The organism is Pyxidicoccus trucidator (assembly GCF_010894435.1).
Lineage (GTDB): Bacteria > Myxococcota > Myxococcia > Myxococcales > Myxococcaceae > Myxococcus > Myxococcus trucidator.
Genome location: NZ_JAAIXZ010000020.1, coordinates 16,579 through 38,043, shown reverse-complemented (window position 1 = coordinate 38,043; position 21,465 = coordinate 16,579). Strand labels below are relative to the sequence as shown.

The window sequence follows — 21,465 nt, the reverse complement described above, 5'->3', positions numbered from 1 at the left end:
CTGGCGCTGCGTCCTTGATGGATCCTCGACGCCTTATCTAGGGTGAGGACCCCCATGGCCGAACCGGAATCGCAGCCCCCTGGGCCCAGCCCGCTGGATGCCCTCGCCGCCCGCCTCGGATTGGGCAATGGCGTCTGGGGCCGGCGGGCGGTCCAGGTCTTCCTGTTGCTCTCCGTGGCGGTGGGGGCTGGCTTCGTCATCTCCCCCGGCCTCTACAGCCAGCAGATTCCGGCGCTGGGCGAGGACCACGTCGGCAAGCCGTTCCGGGCCAGCTCGCCGGCCGGCTTCAAGGCCGCGCGCGACTACGAGGTCGTCCACCGCTCCATGACGCAGCAGCGGCGCCAGGACGCCCGCGCCGCCGTCCGCCCCGTGTACGACTTGAACCCCGCCGTGGTGGGCAACCTGCGCACCACGGTGAGCTCCGCCTTCGCCACCATGCGTCAACGCCTGGAGGAGCTGGCCGAGGCCCAGTCCGACTCGGAGCCCGAGGAGGGCCGCCGCCGCCGTCCGACGGCGCAGTCCCCGGAGGAGCTGGAGCGGGAGCGCCGCGCCCGCGAGGCGATGCAGGCGGAGCTGCAGGAGATGCTCTTCGGTCAGCGCGAGTCGGGGCTGGAGGCGGAGGACTTCCAGGCGCTGTACGCCACCCGCTTCTCGCAAGAGGCCGAGGCCGCGACGCTGCTGCTGCTGGAGCGGGCCTACCGCACGGAGCGCGGGCCGGTGCACGTGGCGGGCGCGCGCGAGGAGCTGGCGCGCGAGGCCCCCCAGGGGCTCACCGTCCGGGACGTGGTGAACAAGGGCGAGGAGACGTTGCCCGGCTCCGCGCCCCAGGTGGTGGACGTGCGCGAGGCGCACCAGGAGCTGGACCGCTTCGCCTCTATTCCGGGCAACCTGCTGCCGGACGCGCCGGGCGTGCAGCGCCGCGCGGTGCTGCGGCTGGCCAAGCGGCTGGTCCGCGCCAACCTCACCATCAACATCGCGGAGACGGACGCGCGGCGTACCCAGGCGGCGCAGGCGGTGAAGGACGCCGTCATCTCCGTCAAGAAGGGCCAGCGCGTCATCGGTGACGGCGAGCTCGTCAACGAGACGCACCTGGTCCTGCTGCGCGGCATGCGCGCGGAGACGGACCGGCTGGACCTGTTGCAGCTCCAGGTGGGCGGCACGGGGCTGGTGGCGCTGCTGGTGGTGGCCTCGTACATCTTCTGCCGCGCGGCCTTCCGGCGCTTCCGGCCCACCCGCAAGGACGGGGTGCTGCTGGGGATGTTGCTGGTGGGCCTGCTGGGCCTGCTGCAGGTCTGGGTGTCCATCGCGGACGCGGTGCAGGACCGGTACACGGCGCTGCCCATCGAAGCCTTCTATTACGCCTTCCCGGTGGCTGCCGGCGCCATGCTGGTGCGCTTCATCCTCACGCAGGAGCTGGCGCTCTTCTTCGCGCTGGTGTTCGCGTGCCTCGCCGGGGTGATGCTGAGCAACTCGCTGGCGTTCGGCATCTACACGCTGGTGGGCTCGCTGGTGGCGGCGGACCGCATCGTCAAGGCGAAGGACCGCGTGGGCATCTTCCGCGCGGGCATCATCACCGGAGCGACGAACCTCATCGCCGTGGTGTTCCTCTTCCTGGTGGAAGGCAAGGGGCTGGCGGGCGACACGCTCATCACCGCGCTGTGTGCCTTCGCGGGCTCCGCCCTGGCAGTGCCGGTGATGGTGATGGCGCTGACGCCGCTCATCGAGATGAGCTTCGGCTACGCCTCGGACATCAAGCTGCTGGAGCTGGCCAACCTCAACCACCCGGCGCTCAAGGAGCTCATCGTCCAGGCGCCTGGCACGTACCACCACTCCATCATCATCGGCTCGCTGGTGGAGAACGCGGCGGAGACGATTGGCGCCAACCCGCTCCTGGCGCGCTCGTGCGCGTACTACCACGACATCGGCAAGGGAAAGAACCCGCTCTACTTCGGGGAGAACCAGAAGGGCGAGAACCGGCATGACCAGCTCGCTCCGGCGATGAGCGCCGTCATCATCAAGCGCCACGTGACGGAGGGGCTGGAGATGGCCCGCCAGTATCGGCTGCCCAAGCTGGTGGCGGACGCCATTCCCCAGCACCACGGCACGCGCACGGTGGGCTACTTCTTCCACAAGGCGTTGAAGGAGCAGGAGGGCAAGGAAGGCGCGCCCCCCATCGACGAGAGCATCTACCGCTACCCGGGCCCCAAGCCGCAGTTCCGGGAGGCGGCGCTGGTGATGATCGCCGACGCGGTGGAGGCCTCCACGCGCTCCATGCCGGACCCCACGTCGACGAAGCTGCAGGCCCAGGTGCAGAAGATCATCAACCTCATCTTCTCCGAGGGCCAGCTGGACGAGTGCGACCTGACGCTGAAGGACCTGAACCTCATCGCGCAGTCCTTCCTGCACACGCTGGAGGGCATCTACCACACGCGTCCGGCGTACCCGGCGGGCGCGGTGGGCGGGGGCAAGGCGCCGCCGCTGGTGGTGGCGGGCGGGATGAAGGTGTCGGACGGCAAGGACAAGGCACGCACCGCGGGGATGTCATGAGCGCGGCGCGAGGGGTGACCGCGTGAGACTCCGCAAGGGGAAGCTGATTCCCCGCGACGACGGCAAGCGCATCGAGGAGTTCGTGGGAGCGGCCAGCACCGGCACGGAGGCGGCGTCCGTGGCGAGGATGCTGGCCCCGCCGGGCTGGTCCGAGCCCGCCCAGCGTCCCGAGTTCGACGAGGTGGTCATCGTCCACACCGGCGAGCTGACGGTGGTGGTGGACGGGCGCCGCGAGCGCATCGCCGCGGGCGAGGTGGGGCTGGTGCCGCGCGGCAAGCGGGTGGTGTACCGCAACGACGGCCAGGGTGCGTGCGACTACTGGTCCGTGTGCGCGCCGGCCTTCCGGCCGGAGCTGGCGCACATGGAAGCGCCGGCGCCGCGCGAGGCGGAGTACCACGTGACGCTGCAGGTCGCGCACGGCCAGGGGAAGGAGTACTCGCGCCTGCTGTCGGGCTGGGCGCGCGACTACCTGAAGCAGCTCGGCCTGTCCGGCTGCGAGCTGTCGCTGTCGCTGGTGGACGACCGGGCCATCCGCCGCCTCAACCGCACCTGGCGCAACAAGGACAAGGCGACGGACGTGCTGAGCTTCCCCGCGGGCGAGCTGCCCAAGGGCACGCCGGGGCCGCGCCCGCTGGGCGACGTGGTCATCTCCCTGGACACGGCGAAGCGGCAGGCGAAGGAGTACGGCCGCACGCTGGAGTCGGAGATGGCGCGCTACCTCGCGCACGGGCTGCTGCACCTGCTGGGGCACGACCACGAGAAGCCGCGCGACGCGAAGCGGATGGCGGCGCTGGAGGAGCAGTTGCTGGGCGAGCGCGGCATGGTGGCGGACTCGCTCCAGGTGGAATCCCGCGCCCGCCGGGCCCGCAGCCTGATGTAGGCCCTCCCTCGGCCCCTCGCCGGACAATCCGGCATCCTCCCGTTGAAGCGGGCGGCGCGCATGATAGGTAGGCCGCCTCCCGTGTGTTGGACGGTCTCCATGCCCCGCCTGTCACTCATCGCCTCCTGCCTGCTCGGCCTGCTGCTCTGGGCCGTCCCGGCCCACGCGCGCGAGGTCTCCATTCCGCCCTGGGGCTCCGGAGAGAGCCGGGGAGAGGACCTGTCCATCTGGCTGGTGACGTTCAGCCCCGGCGACGACGTGCCCTCCTGGTGGGGCCATGGCTCGCTGGTGGTGGAGGACAAGCGGCTGGGCCTGTCGCGCCTCTACAACTACGGGATGTTCTCCTTCGACGAGGCGATGCTGGCCCGCTTCGCCATGGGCCGTCTCGAGTTCTGGGTGGGCCACTCCCGCGTCGACTCCACCTTCCGCTACTACCAGGCCGAGGACCGCGACGTCCGCATCCAGGAGCTCAACCTCACTTCCGAGCAGCGGGTGCACGTGGCGAAGCGGCTGGCGGACAACGTGCTGCCGGAGAACCGCGAGTACCTGTATCACCACTACAACGACAACTGCGTCACCCGGCTGCGCGACATGATTGACGTCGCCACGGGCGGGCAGCTGCGGGAGATGGACCGGGCCCCGGGGCGGATGACGCTGCGCGAGCACACCCGGCGCTATACGGCGGTGAATGCGCCCATGAGCGTGCTGCTCGACTTCATGATGAACGATGAAATCGACCATCCCATTACCAGGTGGGAGGAGGCCTTCCTCCCGGACGAGCTGGAGCTCCAGGTGGCGGCGCTCCAGGTGAAGGGCGCGGACGGGCAGCCCCAGTCGCTGGCCGCGAAGAGCTGGAACTACTACGAGTCGCCGAACCGGAAGCGCCCGCCCTCCGAGCCCCCGCCATGGGGCCCGTGGATCCTGGCGCTGGGCGTGGCGCTGGGCGGCATGGCGGTGGGGCTGGCGGCGTGGGAGCGCAAGCGTGGCAGCAGGGTGGCGCGGATGCTGCTCGGGCTGGAGAACGCGGTGCTGGGGCTGGTGCTGGGCGTGCCGGGCACGGCCCTGTTCGTCATGTGGCTGGTGACGGACCACACGGTGGTGTTCCGGAACGAGAACCTCTTCCTCGCCAACCCGCTGACGCTGCTGGCGCTGCCCTTCGGCGTGGCGCTGATGTGGGGCAGCGTGAAGGCGCGGGCGCGGTTGTTCAAGATATGGCTGGTGCTGGCGGCCACGGGCGTGCTGGGCGTGGTGCTCAAGGTCCTGCCCCCGTTCGACCAGGATAACTGGCGCCTCATCGGGCTCATCCTGCCCATCTCCCTGGGCATGGCTGGCGCCTTCGGCCTGGACCGGGTGCTCGCGCGCCTGCGCGGCTCGGACCGGGCGTCAGCCGGCCGGGGGGACGCCGTCCCTTCGCTCAAGACTCCCTGACTCTTTTTCTCTCAACCCCTTCCCGAGCACGGCGCGTGAATGGCGCCGGCCGACGAGGACGACACCATGGCGAATGATTCGATGGAGAAGATCAACGGCCTCCGGGAGCGCGTGTTGGCGCTCCGGGGGCATCTTTGACCTCGACCGCAAGCGGTCCCGCATCGCGCTGATCGAGCGAGAGTCCACGCTCCCCACCTTCTGGGACGACCACGCCAAGGCCCAGGGGATGTTGAAGGAGAAGTCCACGATGGAGTCCAGCGTGGGCGCCTACGACAAGGTGATGCGCGGCCTGGACGACGCGCAGGCCCTGCTGGAGCTGGCGGCAGAGGCCAACGACGCGGACACCGCGAAGGAGGCGGAGGGCTCGCTGGAGGGCCTGGAGGGCGAGGTCGGCAAGCTCGAGCTGGCGCGCATGCTGTCCGGTGAGCAGGACCGCAGCAGCTGCTTCATGGACATCAACGCCGGTGCCGGTGGCACGGACTCCATGGACTGGGCGGCCATGCTGTTGCGCATGTACACGCGCTACTGCGAGACCAAGGGCTGGAAGGTGGAGATCAACGACGAGGTGCCGGGCGAGGAGGCGGGCTTCAAGAACGTCTCCCTGCGCATCGAGGGCGACTTCGCCTACGGCTACCTCAAGGCCGAGGTGGGCGTGCACCGGCTGGTGCGCATCAGCCCCTTCGATGCCAACGCGCGGCGGCAGACGGCCTTCGCGTCCGTGGATGTCTATCCGGAGGTGGATGACACCATCCAGATCGACCTCCCCGAGAAGGACATCGAGCTGAAGTTCATCCGCGGCAGCGGCGCGGGTGGCCAGAAGGTGAACAAGACGTCGTCCACCGCGCAGCTGCGCCACCTGCCCACTGGCATCATCGTCACCACCCAGACGGAGCGCTCGCAGTCGGCCAACAAGGAAATGGCCTTCAAGATTCTGCGCGGCCGCCTGTACGAGCTGGAGATGAAGAAGCGCGAGGCCGCGCGCGACGCCGCCGAGGCGCAGAAGAAGGACATCTCCTTCGGCTCGCAGATTCGCAGCTACGTGCTGGCCCCGTACCGCATGGTGAAGGACCTGCGCACCGGCGTGGAGACGGGCAACGTGGACGCGGTGCTGGATGGCGACCTGGACGAGTTCGTCACCGCGCAGCTCCTCGGGGTGAAGAACCCCAACCGCAACGCTGGCGCGGACTAAGCCCCTTACGCTTCGGGCTGGCCCGGGACACGGGCCGGCCTGGAGCCTGGGCTGGATGTAGGCGGGGCTGTGTGACGCCTCGCGCAATCTCCTTCCCCGCACTCCGGGAACCTTTTTCCCGGCCCCGCTGTCCGAGGGCCGCGGGGCAGGGGACGGGGTAGGCTGAGGGACGGTGGCACCTCCTTCGTGGAGGGGCTGTCGCGGGAGGACACCGGTGACGTCGGGCGGCGTGCTCGAAATCGGACAGGAAGCGGCCGTCGCCGAGGCGGCCGAGTCGCGGCGCCAGGACATGGCGCTGCTGGCCCGGCTGCGCCGAGGGGACTCGGACGCCTTCGAACTGCTGGTGCGCACCCACCAGGACCGGCTCTATGACTTCTGCGTGCGCATGGTGGGAGACCGCGAGGAGGCGCACGACCTGGTGCAGGAAATCTTCGTCAGCGTCCACCAGAACGTCCGCCGCTTCCGCGAGGACGCGAAGCTGTCCACCTGGCTGTTCCGGATTACGAAGAACCACTGCATCAACCGGCTGAAGTACCTCAAGCGCCGGGGCCGGGGCCGCTCGGACGAGTACGACGAGACGACTGCCCTCTTCACGGAAGGCGGGGGCACGGCGCCCGGTCCGGACGCCGCGCTGGAGTCCGCTCGCGAGCGCGCCCGGGTACAGTGGGCCATCGCCCAGCTCGAGCCGGACGCGCGCATGCTGGTGGCGCTGCGCGACATCGAGGGGCTGAGCTACGACGAAATCATCGACATCACCGAGCTGCCCGAGGGCACGGTGAAGAGCCGGCTTCACCGGGCACGGGAAAAGCTGGCGGATCTCCTGGGGCGGCTTGAGCCATGACCCTCATTCATCGCAAACTCTCCGACGTGGACCCGCGGATGAACCACCGCGAGGCGAGGGCCCTGTTCCTCGCGCTCGCCGACGACGAGCTGCCCGCCCCCAAGGCGCAGGCGGTGCGCACCCACCTGGACGGCTGCGACGACTGCCGCAAGGGATGGGAGGGCTATGCGTACACCCTGCAGCGCCTCAAGGGGGTGGAGCGGGAGAAGGCCCCGCCCGCGCTCGCGACCCAGGTGATGAACCGCGTGCGCCGCCAGCGCCGCTTCGGCCTGCGCGGCCTGCACACCACTCACATGCATTACCGGGTTCCGGTGGAGATCCTCATCCCCCTGCTCCTGGGCGCCGCCGTGGCCGCCTTCCTCTTCATGGCTGCTCCCTGACCGTCCCCGCTGTGTTGCGTTGCTTCCCGGGGAGGGCTTGGCTAGGTTGCCGCGCCTTTGGGAAAGCGCGTCATGGCCGAGACCGAGAACAAGAGCGATAAGACTGCGGGCGAGGCGGACCTCGGGTCCAAGGAGCAGGAGATCTACGACCAGCGGCTGGAGAAGGCCGCGAAATGGCGTGAGTCCGGCTTCAACCCGTACGGCAACGGCTACCGGCCCCAGCATCAGGCCGCCGAAATCCACGCGAAGCACGCCAACCAGTCCACCGAGGAGCTGGACGCGTCGCCGACCACGTACGACGTGGCCGGCCGCATCGTCGCCATGCGCTCCTTCGGCAAGGCCGCCTTCATCAAGCTGAGAGATCGCTCGGGCGAGATCCAGGTCCACATGAAGAAGGACGCCCTGGGCGACAGCTACGAGGTCTTCAAGCTGTGTGATCTGGGCGACTTCCTGGCCGCCACCGGCCCCGTCTTCCGCTCGAAGACGGGCGAGCTGACGCTGTCGGCGACGAAGTTCACCCCGCTCACCAAGTCCCTGCGCCCCATGCCCGAGAAGTGGCATGGCCTCACGGACGTGGAGATCCGCTACCGCCAGCGCTACCTGGACCTGGTGTCCAACCCGGACGTGAAGGCCACGTTCCTCAAGCGCACGAAGCTCGTCAGCTTCATCCGGAACTTCCTCGACACGCGGGACTTCGTCGAGGTGGAGACGCCGATGATGCACTCGCTCGTCTCGGGTGCGGCGGCGCGGCCCTTCACCACGCACCACAACACGCTCGACATCGACCTGTTCATGCGCATCGCCCCGGAGCTGCATCTCAAGCGCCTGGTGGTCGGCGGCATGGAGCGCGTCTACGAGATCAACCGCAACTTCCGCAACGAAGGCATCAGCACCCGGCACAACCCCGAGTTCACGATGCTGGAGTTCTATCAGGCGTACGCCACGTACGAGGACCTGATGGACCTCACCGAGGAGATGATCTCCTCCGCGGCGAAGGCCGTCACCGGCGACACGAAGGTGAAGTACGGCGAGCACGTGCTGGACTTCGGCAAGGGCTGGAAGCGCATCCCCATGGCGGAGGCCATCCGCGAGGCGGTGGGCGGCGCGCTGTCCGACAAGGACATGGCGGACCCGGACAAGCTCCGGCACGAGCTGCTCAAGACGACCCACTCCGACGCCGAGCGTCGGGCCATCGACGCCATGAACCAGGGCGAGCTGGTGGGCGCGCTCTTCGAGCACCACGTCGAGGGCACCCTCGTCCATCCCACCTTCATCACCCATTTCCCCACCGCCATCTCCCCGCTGGCGCGCCGCAACGACCAGAACCCGGAAGTCACGGACCGGTTCGAGCTGTTCGTGGCGGGGCGCGAAATCGCGAACGCCTTCTCCGAGCTGAACGACCCGCTGGACCAGAAGGGCCGCTTCCTCGCCCAGCTGGAGGCGAAGCAGCGCGGCCAGCAGGAGACGATGGACTACGACGAGGACTACATCCGCGCCCTCGAGCACGGAATGCCGCCCACGGCCGGCGAAGGAATCGGGATTGATCGGCTCGCCATGCTGTTCACGGATTCCCAGAGCATTCGCGACGTCATTCTCTTCCCTCTCCTCAAGCCACTGGCGAAGTAGCCAGGAGGCCTCGTGAACACGGCCGAACGGCGTACCGTCCATCGCTGGAGCTTCATCTGGACCGGGGCCCTCGTGGCCCTGGTGGGCTTCGTCCTGCTCTCGGGGGCCATCACCCGGTCCCAGGCGTGGGCCGAGGTGAGTGCCGCCCTGGGGCTGTCCCTCCTCGGGTGGGGTGGGGTGCTCCAGGTCTTCGACGCCGCCATCCTCCTGCCGCTCCAGTCCTCCATGGGCGGTGGGGCGTTCCAGGTCAGCCCGGGGCTCCTGCTGTCCGGGACGCTCGTCTGGCTGGCGGGCTGGGGGCTCATCGCCGCCGGCATCCGCCGGGTCTCCGGGCCCGGCGACGCGCCCAGCCCGGCCGCCGGTGCTCCGCTGTACCCGCGCCTGGCGCGCTATCGGGACTTCTACTGGAGCACCCTGGGGGCCTACGGCGGCGGCATCCTCCTGGCGGAGCTGGTGCTCATCCTCCTCCAGACGGTGCTGTCCAGCGGCGTGCCCTCCACGGAGCTGGGGGCCGCGGCGCAGAACACGGGCGGGGGCCTGTCGCTGCCTCCCACCGGGGCCTTCGCCATCTCCCTGGTCGTGGCGTGCGGCGTCGCCTTCGTCTCGGGCTTCATCGGCGCCTCTCGCGCGCAGCGGCTGTCGCTGCCCGAGGCCACCATCGGCGTGCTGTACCTGGGCCTGCCCGTCCCCATCATCCTCACGCTGATGGAGCGGGTGCCCTCGCTGCAGCTCGCGCTCGGCTACCGGCTGCGCGAGGTGTCGTACGTGGCGGGCCTGCTCGGCCGTCCGGAGCTGGCGTACTGGCTCGTGTTCACCGCGCTGGTGCTGGCGCTGGTGCTGGGCATCAACACCGGCTTCATCGCCGCCGGCAGCGGCCGGGTGGACCTGAAGCTGGGCTTCGAGCTGTTCGTCGCGCGCCGCCACGTGGCGGTGTTCCGCCCGTCGCTGCTGCTGGGCACGCTGGCGGTGCTGATGTTCGGCATCATCCCGCCGCTGCTCATCTACTTCATCATCCGCTCCGCCGAGGCGGCCGTGGAGCGCACCCGCATCCGCGCCCTCGGCCTGTCGGACCCGCTGGCCGCCGCTTCCGACCTCAACCGGCTGAAGCTGCGCGAGCAGTCGCCCACCATGATGATGACCGCCCTGTCCGTGGGCGGCGTCGGCGTGGGCGTCATGGCGCTCATCATCGTCCTGTCGGTGATGAGCGGCTTCGAGGCCGACCTCCAGCAGAAGATTCTCGGCACCAACGCGCACGCGGTGGTGTCCAAGTACGCGGGCGAGCTGCCCGAGTACCCGAAAGTCATGGAGTCCATCCGCAGCCGGGTGCCCGGCGTGGTGGGCCAGACGCCCTTCATCATCAACCAGGTGATGATTGCCTCCGAGGGCAACGTCGACGGCGTCATCATCAAGGGCATCGACCCGGAGACGGTGGGCTCGGTGACGGACCTGCCCGACTACCTGCTCGGCGGCCAGAAGCTCGAAATCCTCTACACGCCCGAGAAGATCCTCCACCGCGGCCTGCCCGAGGACGAGGAGCCGGCCTCGCCGGCCGGGGGCAGTGGCGCCGAGGGGGTGGAGGAGGACGACATCATCCGCCGCACCGGCAAGCCCGCGAAGCCGCCGGTGCTGCCGGGCATCGTCATCGGCCGCGAGCTGGCGGCGTCCCTGCGCGTGGTGGTGGGGGACCGGGTGAACGTGGTGTCCCCGCTGGGCACGGAGCTGGGCCCGTCCGGTCCGATTCCGAAGAGCCGCGCCTTCCGCGTGGCGGCCATCTTCTACTCGGGCATGTACGAGTACGACTCCAAGTTCGTCTACATCCTGCTCAAGGAGGCGCAGAACTTCTTCGAGGTCCAGGGCGCCTCCGGAATCGAGCTGAAGGTCGCGGACATCGACGACGCGCGCCGCATCGCCGGGCAGGTGGTGAAGGTGTTGGGCGGCTATCCCTACCGGGCACGGGACTGGGGAGAGATGAACAAGAACCTCTTCTCCGCGCTCCGCCTGGAGAAGCTCGTCATGGGCATCATCCTCTCCATCATCATCGTCGTGGCCGCCGGCCTCATCGTCGCCACCGTCATCATGCTGGTGCTGGAGAAGCGGAAGGAGATCTCCGTCCTCAAGGCGCTGGGCGTCTCGGACGGCGGCATCGTGAAGATCTTCCTCGCCGAGGGCCTGCAGATTGGCGTGGCGGGCGGTCTCCTGGGCCTCATCTCCGGGCTCGCCTGGTGCGTCTTCATCGAGAAGGTGGGCATCAAGCTGGACCCGGAGGTCTATTACATTCCCGCGCTGCCGGTGCGCATCGAGCCCGTGCAGACCGCGCTGGCCGTTGTCATCGCGGTGCTCGTCACCTACCTCGCCTCCATCTACCCGGCCCTCAAGGCCAGCAGCGTGGAGCCGGTGGAAGGCCTCAAGGCGGAGTAGCCATGGCGCTGTTGTCCATCCGCAATGTCTTCAAGAGCTACTTCCTGCACGGCAAGCGCATCGACGTGTTGCGGGGCGTGTCGCTGGACATCGAGAAGGGCTCGCTCGTCTCGCTGATTGGGGCCTCCGGCGCGGGGAAGAGCACCTTCCTCCACGTGCTGGGCACCCTGGACGCCCCGGCCGCCGGCGAGGTGATGTTCGACGGCCGCTCCGTGTTCTCCATGAACGACGCGGAAATCGCCGAGTTCCGCAACCGCACCATCGGCTTCGTCTTCCAGAGCCACTTCCTCCTCCCGGAGTTCACCGCCCTGGAGAACGTGGCCATGCCCGCCCTCATCCAGCGCCAGGAGCGCACCGGCGCCTACGCCTACGCCCGTGAATTGCTGGAGCGGGTGGGGCTGGGCCAGCGCGTGGACCACCGCCCCGGCGAGCTGTCCGGCGGCGAGGCCCAGCGCGTGGCCCTGGCCCGCGCCCTGGTCCTCAAGCCCGCCGTCCTGCTCGCCGACGAGCCGACCGGCAACCTGGACCCGGCCACCGGCGAGGGCATCCACCAGCTCCTCCGGGAGGTCAACCGGGAGCTGGGCATCACCGCGGTGGTCGTCACACATAACGAGACGCTTGCTCGCTCCATGCCCCGCCGGCTCAGGCTGGCCGGGGGCGAGGTGTCGGAGGCGTGATGTCCCGTTGCTTTTGGATTGAGGGACTCGCGCCCCTTCCCGTACATTGCCCCGCCTTTTCCTGGCCGTTCTCCCCTTGAGGCTCCCCGTTCTGTCGCGCAAGTCACTGCTCCCGCTGCTGGCGGTCGCCCTGTTCTCCCTCGTGCCCGGACGCGTCCGGGCCCAGGTGGACGGAGGTGTGCCCGCTCCCGCGCCCGTTCCGGCGGTGACCTCTCCCTCGGCCACGCAGGCGCCCGCGGATGCGGGCACCCCGGCCCCGGCCCCCGAGGCCGAGCTTCCTCCTGACGCCCCCGTCTCCGAAGACGATGAGAACCGGGTGGCGGAGATTCGTGTCGAGGGCAACAAGCGCGTGGAGGCCGAGGCCATCCGCCGCGCCCTGCGCACCAAGGTGGGCCAGGCGCTGACGCCCGGCAACAGCGCGCAGGACCTGCGCGCCGTGTGGGCCCTGGGCTACTTCCAGAACGTCGAGCTGCTGGTGCAGCGGCTGCCCCGGGGCGTGGCCTACGTCGTCCGCGTGGAGGAGCGGCCCATCATCCGGCTCGTGCAGCTCCGCGGAAACGAGGAGCTGAGCCAGGAGGACCTGAAGGAGGACATCGACGTCAAGCCCGCCACCATCCTGGACATGGAGACCGTGCGCTCCAGCGTGCAGAAGATCCAGGCCAAGTACGTGGAGAAGGGCTACTTCCTCGCCGAGGTCACCTACGAGCTGAAGCCCGTCGAGGGCACCCCCGGCGCCGTGGACGTCGTCTTCGTCACCAACGAGCGCGCCAAGGTGATGGTGAAGCAGATCTCCTTCATCGGCGCGGAGAAGGTCTCTCCGGAAGAGCTGAAGGAGACGATGATCACCCGTGAGGGGGGCTTCCTCTCCTTCTTCACTGGCGAGGGCACCTACCGCCAGGAGGCCTTCGAGCGCGACCTCCAGGTCATCCAGTACGCCTACTTCGACCGCGGCTTCATCAACGTCCGGGTGGACAAGCCCACCGTCCAGCTCTCCGCCGACAAGCGCTTCATCTACATCACGATGCGCATCGTCGAGGGCGAGCCCTACGACATCGGGAATATCGACTTCGGCGGCGACCTGCTGCCGGATGTGTCCAAGCCGACGATGCAGCAGTTGATGAAGTCGCGCACGGGCGCCCGCTTCAACCGCACCCAGCTGTCGCAGGACATCCTCTCCGTCTCGGACGTCTACTACGACCGCGGCTACGCCTACGCGAACATCAACCCCGTCACCTCCGTCAACGCGGACAACAAGACGGTGGACCTGACCTTCGAAGTGCAGAAGGGCCCCCAGGTCACGATTGAGCGCATCGACGTCATCGGCAACAGCAAGACGCGCGACAAGGTCATCCGCCGCGAGCTGCGCGTGTACGAGGGCGAGCTCTACAGCGGCACCGGCGTGCGCCGCAGCCGCGAGCGCGTCACCGCCCTGGGCTTCTTCGAGACGGTGGAAATCACCCAGCGCCCCGGCAGCGCCGATGACACCATCGTCCTGCAGGTGGAGGTGAAGGAGAAGGCCACCGGCACCTTCCAGGTGGGCCTCGGCTTCTCCAACGTGGAGAACTTCATCTTCACGGCGCAGATCTCCCAGAACAACTTCCTGGGCTGGGGCCAGAGCGTCTCCGCGTCCGCCCAGATTTCAGGCCTGCGCTCGCTGGTGCAGCTGTCCTATTACGACCCGTACTTCCTGGACACGAACTACCTGCTGTCCGCGGAGTTCTTCCGCGTCCAGGCGGACTACGAGGGCTTCATCCGCAACTCCACCGGTGGCAGCGCCTCCATCGGCTACCAGTTCATCGACGACCTGCTGGGCACCATCGGCTACTCGCGTGAGTGGGTGGACGTGGAGGCGGGGCAGAACCTGGGTGCGGTGCTGCTGGCCAACCAGTTCCTGTCCGGTGTCACCAGCGCGGCCCGCCTGTCGCTCTCGTTCGACCGGCGCGACAACCGCCTGTTCCCCTCGCGCGGCTTCATCCACTACGGCTCGCTGGAGACGGCCCCCGCCCTCCTGGGCGGCACCTTCCTCTTCAACCGGTACACCGCCTATTCGCGCCTGTACTTCCCCATGCCGCTGGGCTTCGTCTTCAAGACGAACGCCACCATTGGCTACATCCAGCAGCTGGACCAGGACAAGCCGCTGCCCATCTCCGAGCTGTACTACGTGGGCGGCATCAACAGCGTCCGCGGCTACTACCTGCGGAGCATCAGCCCCTCGGTGAAGGTGCCCCGCTCGGGCAGCCCGGACGCCAGCGTCACGGACTTCCTGGTGGGCGGCAACAAGCAGCTCGTCTTCAACTTCGAGCTGGAGTTCCCCATCTTCGAGAAGGCCGGCCTGCGCGGCGTGCTCTTCTATGACGCGGGCAACTCCTTCGCGACGAATGAACGCTTCTTCCAGGACCGACAGGACAAGCTGCCGCTCGGTCTCTTCCACGCCGCGGGCTTCGGCTTCCGCTGGTTCTCGCCGATTGGCCCCCTCCGCTTCGAGTGGGGCATCCCGCTCACCAGGCGACCGGAAGACGACAACATCCTGTTCGAGTTCACTATCGGCAACTTCTTCTGATAAGCCCTTGCCCCGACTTTCCCGGCTCCATCTCCCGGCGGGGGGCTTTTGAACAAGCCCGGGGACCTGACGTCGGAGCCTGTAACCTTCCCGAGGAGCTGCTGAACATGTCGCTTCGCACCACCATCGCGGCCTTGGCCGCCGTCGTTTCGCTCGCCCTGCCGGTGGCCGCCTCGGCCGAGCAGAAGATCGCCTTCGTGGATCTGCAGCGCGTCCTGCTCGAGGTGGATGACGGCAAGGCCGCCAAGGGCCGCCTCCAGAAGTGGCTCGACGACCGCCAGAAGGAAATCGACCGGGAGCAGGACGCCCTCCGCAAGGAGAAGGAAGTCCTGGACAAGCAGGCGAGCGCCATGAGCCCGGAGACCAAGGCCCAGAAGGAGGGCGAGCTCCAGCGCAAGGTGATGGTCCTCGCCCAGAAGTGGGAGAAGAGCCGGGCCGAGGCCGCCAACAAGGAGCGCCAGGAGATGGAGCCGATCATCAACAAGATCGACCAGGTCATCTCCACCATCGCCGAGCGGGACGACCTCTCCTTCGTGCTGGACAAGCGTGACTCGGGCATCGTCTTCGCCCGCTCGCAGCATGACATCTCCAACGAGGTCATTCGCGCGTACAACGCCGCGAAGAAGCCCTCGACGTCGGTGGCGAAGGACGCCCCGACCAAGAAGTAGTCCGTCAACCCGTGCAGACTCCCTCGAACCCCCGCCGGCTCGGGGAGCTCGCGGCCCATGTGGGCGGTGAGCTCCTCGGCGACTCCGGACTGCTCATCCACGGACTCAACGGGCTCGAGGAAGCCGGCCCGGGGGACGTGTCCTTCTACGGCAACCTCCGCTACCGGAAGCAGTTCGAGGCCTCCCGCGCCTCCGCCGTCCTGGTGGGGGCCGACACGCCGCCCCGCGACGGGGTGGCGCTGGTCCGGGTGCCCAACCCGCACCTTGCCTACGCGAAGCTGCTGCGGCTGTTCCACCCGGCCTCCCGGCCTGCTCCGGGCGTGAGGCCCGGCGCGTGGGTGCACCCGGAGGCCACCGTCCACCCGGAGGCCTCGGTGCTGCCGGGCGCCTCGGTGGACGCGGGCGCCCGCGTGGGCGCGCGCACGGTGCTGTACCCCGGCGCCTACGTGGGCGAGCACGCCCAGGTGGGCGAGGACTGCGTCCTGTATCCCAACGTCACGGTGCGCGAGGGCTGCATCCTCGGCGCGCGCGTCATCCTCCATGCCTCGGCCGTGGTGGGGGCGGACGGCTTCGGCTTCGCCTTCAACCCGGAAGGGGCGGAGGGGCCGGAGCACTTCAAGATTCCCCAGGTGGGCATCGTCCGAATCGAGGACGACGTCGAGGTGGGGGCCTGCACCTGCATCGACCGCGCGACGGTGGGTGAGACGGTGGTGGGCCGCGGCACGAAGCTCGACAACCTGGTGCAGATCGCCCACAACGTGAAGGTGGGCCCGCTGTCGCTCATCTGCGCGCAGGCCGGCGTGTCCGGCTCGGCGGAGATTGGCACCGGCGTGGTGCTGGCGGGGCAGGTGGGCGTGGTGGGCCACATCCGCGTGGGTGATTTGGCCAAGGTCGGCGCCCAGTCCGGTGTGGCGCATGACGTGGAGGACGGGCAGGTGGTGAGCGGCAGTCCGGCGGTGCCCCACCGGGACTGGCTCCGTGCCAGCGCCGCGGCGGGGCAGGTGGCGGACCTGCTCAAGGAAGTTCGCGCCCTGCGGCGCAGGGTGGAGACGCTCGAGAAGGAGAAGGGCGCATGATGGACATCTTGGAGATCCAGAACCTCCTGCCGCACCGTTACCCGTTCCTCCTGGTGGACCGGGTGGTGGAAATCGTCCCCGGCCAGAAGCTGACGGCGTACAAGAACGTCACCATCAACGAGCCCTTCTTCAACGGCCACTTCCCCGGCCACCCGGTGATGCCGGGCGTGCTCATCCTGGAGGCGCTGGCGCAGGCGTCCGCCATCCTCGCCTACAAGAGCGAGAACATGGACCCTGCCCAGAAGGTGACCTACCTGATGGGCGTGGACGGCGCGCGGTTCCGCAAGCCGGTGGTGCCCGGCGACAGGCTGCAATTGGTCATCGAAGTACTGCGCCACAAGGGCGCGGTATGGAAGACGAAGGGCACGGCGTTGGTGGAAGGCGTGAAGGTGTCCGAGGGCGAGTTCCTGGCCACGGTGGTGGACAAGAACGCCAAGGCGGACGAGAGCGCGGCTTCCTGACCGCGGCCGGTAATAGGAGAGGAAATGGCTCAGATTCATCCCACCGCGGTGGTCCATCCCGACGCCCGCCTGCACGAGACGGTGGAGGTCGGGCCCTACTCGGTCATCGGTCCCCAGGTGACGCTGGGTGAGGGCTCGCGGGTCGGCCCTCACGTCGTCATCGAGGGGCGCACGACGCTGGGCGCGCGCAACCGCATCTTCCAGTTCGCCTCCGTGGGAGCGGACCCGCAGGATTTGAAGTACGCGGGCGAGGACACGGAGCTGGTGCTGGGCGACGACAACACGGTTCGTGAGTTCGTCACCCTGCACAAGGGCACGGCGGGCGGCGGCGGCAGCACGCGCATCGGCAGTGGCAACCTCTTCATGGCCAACTGCCACGTGGCGCACGACTGCGTCGTGGGCGACGGCTGCCGCATCGGCAACGGCTCCGCGCTGGCGGGCCACGTGACGATGGAGGACCACGTCATCATCAGCGGCCTGGCGGCGGTGCACCAGTTCACCCGCCTGGGCAAGCACGCCTTCATCTCCGGCGGCGCCATGGTGACCATGGACATCCCCCCCTACGCCACGGCGCAGGGTGACCGCGCGGAGCTGGTGGGCCTGAACACCGTGGGCCTGGAGCGCAGCGGCTTCTCCAAGGAGCAGATTGAGCGCATCAAGGAGGCCCACCGCATCCTGTTCCGCTCCAAGCTGGGGCTTCAGGACGCGCTGGCGCGGCTGCGCACGGAGCTGAGTGGCCACTCCGAGGTGGACCACCTCATCGAGTTCGTCCTGCAGAGCAAGCGCGGGCTGACGCGCTAACGCGTGGGCGCGGAAGGGGAGTCGGCGGTGGAGCGCATCGGCCTCATCGCAGGCAACGGCCAGCTGCCCTTCCTCTTCGCGCGCGCGGCGCGGGCGCGGGGCCTGGAAGTGGTGGCCGTGGCGCACCGGGGGGAGACGGACCCGGCGCTGGCCTCGGAAGTGGGCCTGCTCACCTGGGTGCGGGTGGGGCAGGTGGACCGCATCCAGAAGGCGTTCCGCGAGGCCGGCGTGAAGCAGGCGGCCATGGCGGGCGGCATCGGCCGGGTGCGGGCGCTGGCGGAGGCCCGGCCGGACCTGGGCGCGGTGCGCATCATCTCCCGGCTGCGCAGCTTCCGTGACGACGCGCTCCTGCGCGCGGTGGCCGCGGACTTCGAGCAGCGCGGCGTCACCATCATCGCCCCCACGGACTTCCTCGGCGAGGTGCTGTGCCCCGCGGGACACCTCGCGGGCCCGAAGCTCCACCCGGCGCAGGAGAAGGACGTGGCGCTGGGGCGCGAGGTGGCGGTGCTGCTGGGCCAGGCCGACGTGGGCCAGACGGTGGTGGTGCACAACGGCCACGTGCTGGCGCTGGAGGCGGTGGAGGGCACGGACGAGACCATCCGCCGCGGCGGGAAGCTGGGCGGCGGAGGTGGCGCCGTGGTGGTGAAGCGCTGCAAGCCGCAGCAGGACCTGCGCTTCGACCTGCCGGCGGTGGGCCCCCGCACGCTGGACGTGATGAAGGAAGTGGGCGCCCGGGTGCTGGCGCTCGAGGTAGGGCGCACGGTGCTGCTGGACGCACCCGCCCTCTTCGCCGGGGCCGAGTCGGCTGGCATCACCATTGTCGGCGTGCCCTGAGGGCCCTGGGGCGGCTGGGCGGGGGCGGCTTGCCTCCCTGGCTGCTTCTCCGTGGAGCCCTGGAGTGGGTGAATACCGTCGCACCTCCAACGTCCACCCCCAGGGACGTTTCGCTGACGGGAGCCTCGGCCTACCCTGCCGCGGAGGAAATGCGCACAGGTGGGCTGCTGTTGGCCCGCTGCTCGTGACGCCGGAGGTCGACGCCGCGTGATGAACCCCCGTCTGCTGCTGCTCTGTCTGGCCCTGTGCTCGCCGCTCCCCGCGCTCGCGGACGCCATCCGCGCTTCACTGGAGGGCCGGGCCGCGCTGGGGGAGAAGCTGCCCACGCTGCTCATCCACATCGAGGAGCCCATCGCCGGCTTCGAGGTGAAGCTGAAGCGCAGCGACGGCAAGGTGGTGGAGGTGAAGGGTGGGGGCAAGCCGGGCATCGTCCGGAGGATTGAGCTGGAGCAGCCCGAGGGCCGCTTCCACTACGAGGGGGAGCTGGTGGTGCGCTTCCCGGACGCGGAAGCCGGCACCCTGCCGCTGTCCTTCGACACGGAGCTGTACGGCCCGCTGAAGCTGGAGGTGCGCAAGGAGGACGTGGACGTCGCGGGGCGGCGGCTGCGCTTCACGCTGAACCGGCCGGCGGGCCGCGTGGACCTGACGGTGTTGATGGACACCGGCAAGAAGGCCTTCGACGGCGAGGTGCCCTTCAAGGGCGAGGCGGCCGGCACGCCGCTGGAGCTGAAGTGGCCGGCGGAGGAGGGGCGGGTGATGAAGATTTCGCTCAAGGCCTTCGACACCGCGGAGTTCTACATGGGGCTGGACCTCTTCCCCTGGCAGGTGGACATCCCGCACGAGGAGGTGAACTTCGCCTCGGGCAGCGCGGACGTGCCGGCGGCCGAGCGCAGCAAGCTGGACAAGAGCCACGCGCTCATCGCCGAGTCACTGGCGAAGTACGGACGCTTCGCGGCGCTGCGGCTGTACGTGCTGGGCCACACGGACACGGTGGGCCCGACGACGGACAACCGCGAGCTGTCGCTCAAGCGGGCGAAGAGTCTGGCCACCTACTTCCGGAAGCGGGGCCTCCGCGTGCCGGTGTTCTATGAGGGGTTCGGCGAGCAGTCGCCGGCGGTGGCGACGCCGGACGAGACGGCGGAGGCAGGCAACCGTCGCGCCGAGTACATCATCGCCGTGGAGGATCCGGTGCTTCAGCAGGCCCCGTATCCTCCTCGGTGGCGGAAGCTGTGACGGGATTCGACTTGAGGAGACGACGGATGAGCCGATTCCACCGGGTGGCCTGGGTGACGCTGGGGCTGGGACTGTTGGGGAGCACGGGCTGCGCGCACCAGGCGCCTGTCGCCGTGAAGCGCGAGGCGGAGGCCGAGAAGTGCCAGCTGGTGCGCTCGGTGCTGAAGGAGCCGACGCCGTCGCGGCTGGTGAGCGAGCTGGCCTCGGAGGGGCGCGAGGAGCCCACGCCGGTGGTCGTCTACGTGCGCCGTCCGGAGGAGTCGATGCTGGAGCGCTTCTTCGAGGGCGACGAGCCCCTCTGCGGGGACGACACCTTCCAGGTGGTGCAGGAGAACGTGCTGGACGCCGTCGTCGTGTACCTCCAGGAGGTGCAGGACGGCTATGCCTACGACGCGCGCCGCGCGGGCCCGGAGCAACTCACCCTGGAGGGCAAGCCCCAGGGACTGGTGAAGCGCAACGGCCCCTCCTGGGTGGCGGCCCCCGGCCCTATCTGAGCAGCTCCTTGCCGCCGTCCGCGATGAACTGCACCGCAATCGCGGCGAGGATGAGGCCCATGACGCGCTCGACAATCGCGACGCCGGACTGGCGCAGCACGCGCTGAATCATCCCGGATGCGCGGAGGATGAAGTAGCTGGCCACGAACGTCAGGATGATGGCGGCCAGCACCGGAATCGCGGACGTCAGCGAGTCCCCCCTGGCCATCAGCACCATGGCGGTGGCGATGGCGCCGGGCCCCGACAGCAGCGGGATGGCCAGCGGGACGATGGCCACATCCTCCTTCACCACGCCCTCCTGTTCCTCGGTGGGGGTGGTGCGCGTCTCGGACGGGCGGGCGCGGAGCATGTCCAGCGCGGTGATGAGCAGGAGGATGCCGCCGGCCACGCGGAAGGCGCCCAGCGACACGCCGAACACCTTGAAGATGACGCCGCCGAACAGGGCGAAGAACAGCATCATCCCGCACGCCACCATGCACGCGCGCATCGCCGTGCGGCGGACCTTCTCCTGCGAGTCCCCGGCCGTCATCGCCAGGAACAACGGCACCACGCCGATGGGGTCCACCACGAAGAAGACCGCGGACAGCGACATCAGGAACAACGACAGATAGCCCGTCATGGCACGCCCCCCGGGCTACACCTTGAGCCGCAGCTTCCACACCATGGTGAGGGCCTCGGCGAAGATCTTCTTGCTCATCTTCGAGTGGCCCACGCGCCGGTCCTCGAAGACGATGGGAATCTCGCGCACGGTGAAGCCCTTCTTCAGGGTGCGGTAGGTGAGCTCTATCTGGAACGCGTACCCGGTGCTCTTCACCGCATCCAGGTCGATGGACTCCAGCACCCGGCGGTGGAAGCACTTGAAGCCGCCGGTGAGGTCCCGGATGCCCACGCCCAGAATCGAGCGGGCATAGAGGCTGCCGCCGCGGCTGATGATCTGCCGCCCGACGCCCCAGTTCACGGTGCCGCCGCCGGTGACGTAGCGCGAGCCCAGCACCAGGTCCGCGCCCGCCTGGGCCGCGTCGAGGAAGCCGGGGAGGTAGCGCGGGTCATGGCTGAAGTCCGCGTCCATCTCCAGGATGTACGTGTAGCCCTGGGCCAGGGCCCAGCGGAAGGCGGCGAGGTACGCGCGGCCCAGGCCCTCCTTTTTCTCGCGGTGGAGCACCCGCACGCGCGAGTCCTTCGCGGCGAGCCCGTCGGCGAGCTGCCCCGTGCCGTCGGGCGAGTTGTCGTCGACGACGAGGATGTCCACGCGGGCGTCGGCCTTCAGCACCGCCTGGACGATGGCCTCGATGTTTTCCCGCTCGTTGTACGTGGGGATGCAGACCAGGGCAGGGTTCATGACCCGGCCGGAC

The 21,465-nt window shown here is 69.0% G+C and carries 19 protein-coding genes; 17 read left to right on the top strand and 2 right to left on the bottom strand.

Translation table 11 applies throughout. The annotated features are described in order from the left end of the window. Nucleotides 1-54: 54 nt before the first annotated feature. The 17 genes from G4D85_RS39190 to G4D85_RS39110 all read left to right on the top strand — a co-directional run bounded on the left by G4D85_RS39190 (nt 55) and on the right by G4D85_RS39110 (nt 20,113). Nucleotides 55-2,547, top strand: a complete 2,493-nt coding sequence (locus G4D85_RS39190; protein ID WP_205525903.1) for an HD family phosphohydrolase — start codon at nt 55-57, stop codon at nt 2,545-2,547. A 22-nt stretch (nt 2,548-2,569) separates the two neighbouring features. Then, nucleotides 2,570-3,427, top strand: a complete 858-nt coding sequence (gene ybeY / locus G4D85_RS39185) for an rRNA maturation RNase YbeY (protein ID WP_164019357.1) — start codon at nt 2,570-2,572, stop codon at nt 3,425-3,427. 99 nt (nt 3,428-3,526) lie between these two features. Continuing rightward, nucleotides 3,527-4,855, top strand: coding sequence for an Lnb N-terminal periplasmic domain-containing protein (locus G4D85_RS39180; RefSeq protein ID WP_164019356.1), 1,329 nt, complete (start codon nt 3,527-3,529; stop codon nt 4,853-4,855). 66 nt (nt 4,856-4,921) lie between these two features. Beyond that, nucleotides 4,922-6,044 (top strand): peptide chain release factor 2 gene (prfB, locus tag G4D85_RS39175; RefSeq protein ID WP_240359768.1). Its coding sequence is split into 2 segments (ribosomal slippage): nt 4,922-4,990 and nt 4,992-6,044, totalling 1,122 coding nucleotides; the frame shifts between segments, so codons are not numbered across the junction. Between the two features lie 214 nt (nt 6,045-6,258). Then, nucleotides 6,259-6,885, top strand: coding sequence for an RNA polymerase sigma factor (locus G4D85_RS39170; RefSeq protein WP_164019354.1), 627 nt, complete (start codon nt 6,259-6,261; stop codon nt 6,883-6,885). Further along, nucleotides 6,882-7,265, top strand: a complete 384-nt coding sequence (locus tag G4D85_RS39165; protein ID WP_164019353.1) for an anti-sigma factor family protein — start codon at nt 6,882-6,884, stop codon at nt 7,263-7,265. The genes G4D85_RS39170 and G4D85_RS39165 overlap by 4 nt, the downstream gene beginning before the upstream one ends. A gap of 72 nt (nt 7,266-7,337) precedes the next feature. Beyond that, nucleotides 7,338-8,891, top strand: a complete 1,554-nt coding sequence (gene lysS / locus G4D85_RS39160) for a lysine--tRNA ligase (protein WP_164019352.1) — start codon at nt 7,338-7,340, stop codon at nt 8,889-8,891. A gap of 12 nt (nt 8,892-8,903) precedes the next feature. After that, nucleotides 8,904-11,309, top strand: a complete 2,406-nt coding sequence (locus tag G4D85_RS39155) for an ABC transporter permease (RefSeq protein ID WP_164019351.1) — start codon at nt 8,904-8,906, stop codon at nt 11,307-11,309. Between the two features lie 2 nt (nt 11,310-11,311). After that, nucleotides 11,312-11,986, top strand: coding sequence for an ABC transporter ATP-binding protein (locus tag G4D85_RS39150; protein ID WP_164019350.1), 675 nt, complete (start codon nt 11,312-11,314; stop codon nt 11,984-11,986). A 76-nt stretch (nt 11,987-12,062) separates the two neighbouring features. Next, a complete protein-coding gene (gene bamA, locus G4D85_RS39145; RefSeq protein ID WP_240359767.1) occupies nt 12,063-14,546 on the top strand; it encodes an outer membrane protein assembly factor BamA in 2,484 nt (827 codons plus the stop codon). 107 nt (nt 14,547-14,653) lie between these two features. Continuing rightward, a complete protein-coding gene (locus tag G4D85_RS39140; protein WP_164019346.1) occupies nt 14,654-15,214 on the top strand; it encodes an OmpH/Skp family outer membrane protein in 561 nt (186 codons plus the stop codon). 11 nt (nt 15,215-15,225) lie between these two features. Further along, nucleotides 15,226-16,290, top strand: a complete 1,065-nt coding sequence (gene lpxD / locus G4D85_RS39135; RefSeq protein WP_164019344.1) for a UDP-3-O-(3-hydroxymyristoyl)glucosamine N-acyltransferase — start codon at nt 15,226-15,228, stop codon at nt 16,288-16,290. Then, the gene (gene fabZ, locus G4D85_RS39130) at nt 16,290-16,751 is read left to right on the top strand and encodes a 3-hydroxyacyl-ACP dehydratase FabZ (RefSeq protein WP_164019483.1); all 462 of its coding nucleotides are present in this window, start codon (nt 16,290-16,292) and stop codon (nt 16,749-16,751) included. Before lpxD ends, fabZ begins: the two co-directional genes overlap by 1 nt. 24 nt (nt 16,752-16,775) lie before the next feature. After that, complete coding sequence (gene lpxA / locus G4D85_RS39125) at nt 16,776-17,552, top strand: acyl-ACP--UDP-N-acetylglucosamine O-acyltransferase (protein ID WP_164019342.1); 777 nt, start codon at nt 16,776-16,778, stop codon at nt 17,550-17,552. 27 nt (nt 17,553-17,579) lie between these two features. Then, complete coding sequence (locus G4D85_RS39120) at nt 17,580-18,386, top strand: LpxI family protein (RefSeq protein ID WP_164019340.1); 807 nt, start codon at nt 17,580-17,582, stop codon at nt 18,384-18,386. Between the two features lie 210 nt (nt 18,387-18,596). Beyond that, nucleotides 18,597-19,619 (top strand): OmpA family protein, encoded by a 1,023-nt coding sequence (locus tag G4D85_RS39115; RefSeq protein WP_164019482.1) that lies wholly within the window; start codon nt 18,597-18,599, stop codon nt 19,617-19,619. A 26-nt stretch (nt 19,620-19,645) separates the two neighbouring features. Next, a complete protein-coding gene (locus G4D85_RS39110) occupies nt 19,646-20,113 on the top strand; it encodes a hypothetical protein (protein WP_164019337.1) in 468 nt (155 codons plus the stop codon). Here the strand turns inward: G4D85_RS39110 and G4D85_RS39105 are convergent. Beyond that, nucleotides 20,106-20,732 (bottom strand): MarC family protein, encoded by a 627-nt coding sequence (locus G4D85_RS39105; protein ID WP_164019335.1) that lies wholly within the window; start codon nt 20,730-20,732, stop codon nt 20,106-20,108. The genes G4D85_RS39110 and G4D85_RS39105 overlap by 8 nt on opposite strands. 15 nt (nt 20,733-20,747) lie before the next feature. Next, nucleotides 20,748-21,452, bottom strand: coding sequence for a polyprenol monophosphomannose synthase (locus G4D85_RS39100; RefSeq protein WP_164019333.1), 705 nt, complete (start codon nt 21,450-21,452; stop codon nt 20,748-20,750). Nucleotides 21,453-21,465 lie beyond the last annotated feature (13 nt).

Excerpts from the sequence above, each read along its gene's own strand:
- G4D85_RS39190 (WP_205525903.1), top strand. The coding sequence starts at position 55 with ATGGCCGAACCGGAATCGCAGCCCCCTGGGCCCAGCCCGCTGGATGCC.
- G4D85_RS39180 (WP_164019356.1), top strand. The coding sequence starts at position 3,527 with ATGCCCCGCCTGTCACTCATCGCCTCCTGCCTGCTCGGCCTGCTGCTC.
- G4D85_RS39165 (WP_164019353.1), top strand. The coding sequence starts at position 6,882 with ATGACCCTCATTCATCGCAAACTCTCCGACGTGGACCCGCGGATGAAC.
- lysS (WP_164019352.1), top strand. The coding sequence starts at position 7,338 with ATGGCCGAGACCGAGAACAAGAGCGATAAGACTGCGGGCGAGGCGGAC.
- G4D85_RS39150 (WP_164019350.1), top strand. The coding sequence starts at position 11,312 with ATGGCGCTGTTGTCCATCCGCAATGTCTTCAAGAGCTACTTCCTGCAC.
- G4D85_RS39140 (WP_164019346.1), top strand. The coding sequence starts at position 14,654 with ATGTCGCTTCGCACCACCATCGCGGCCTTGGCCGCCGTCGTTTCGCTC.
- fabZ (WP_164019483.1), top strand. The coding sequence starts at position 16,290 with ATGGACATCTTGGAGATCCAGAACCTCCTGCCGCACCGTTACCCGTTC.
- lpxA (WP_164019342.1), top strand. The coding sequence starts at position 16,776 with ATGGCTCAGATTCATCCCACCGCGGTGGTCCATCCCGACGCCCGCCTG.
- G4D85_RS39115 (WP_164019482.1), top strand. The coding sequence starts at position 18,597 with ATGAACCCCCGTCTGCTGCTGCTCTGTCTGGCCCTGTGCTCGCCGCTC.
- G4D85_RS39110 (WP_164019337.1), top strand. The coding sequence starts at position 19,646 with ATGAGCCGATTCCACCGGGTGGCCTGGGTGACGCTGGGGCTGGGACTG.
- G4D85_RS39105 (WP_164019335.1), bottom strand. The coding sequence starts at position 20,732 with ATGACGGGCTATCTGTCGTTGTTCCTGATGTCGCTGTCCGCGGTCTTC.
- G4D85_RS39100 (WP_164019333.1), bottom strand. The coding sequence starts at position 21,452 with ATGAACCCTGCCCTGGTCTGCATCCCCACGTACAACGAGCGGGAAAAC.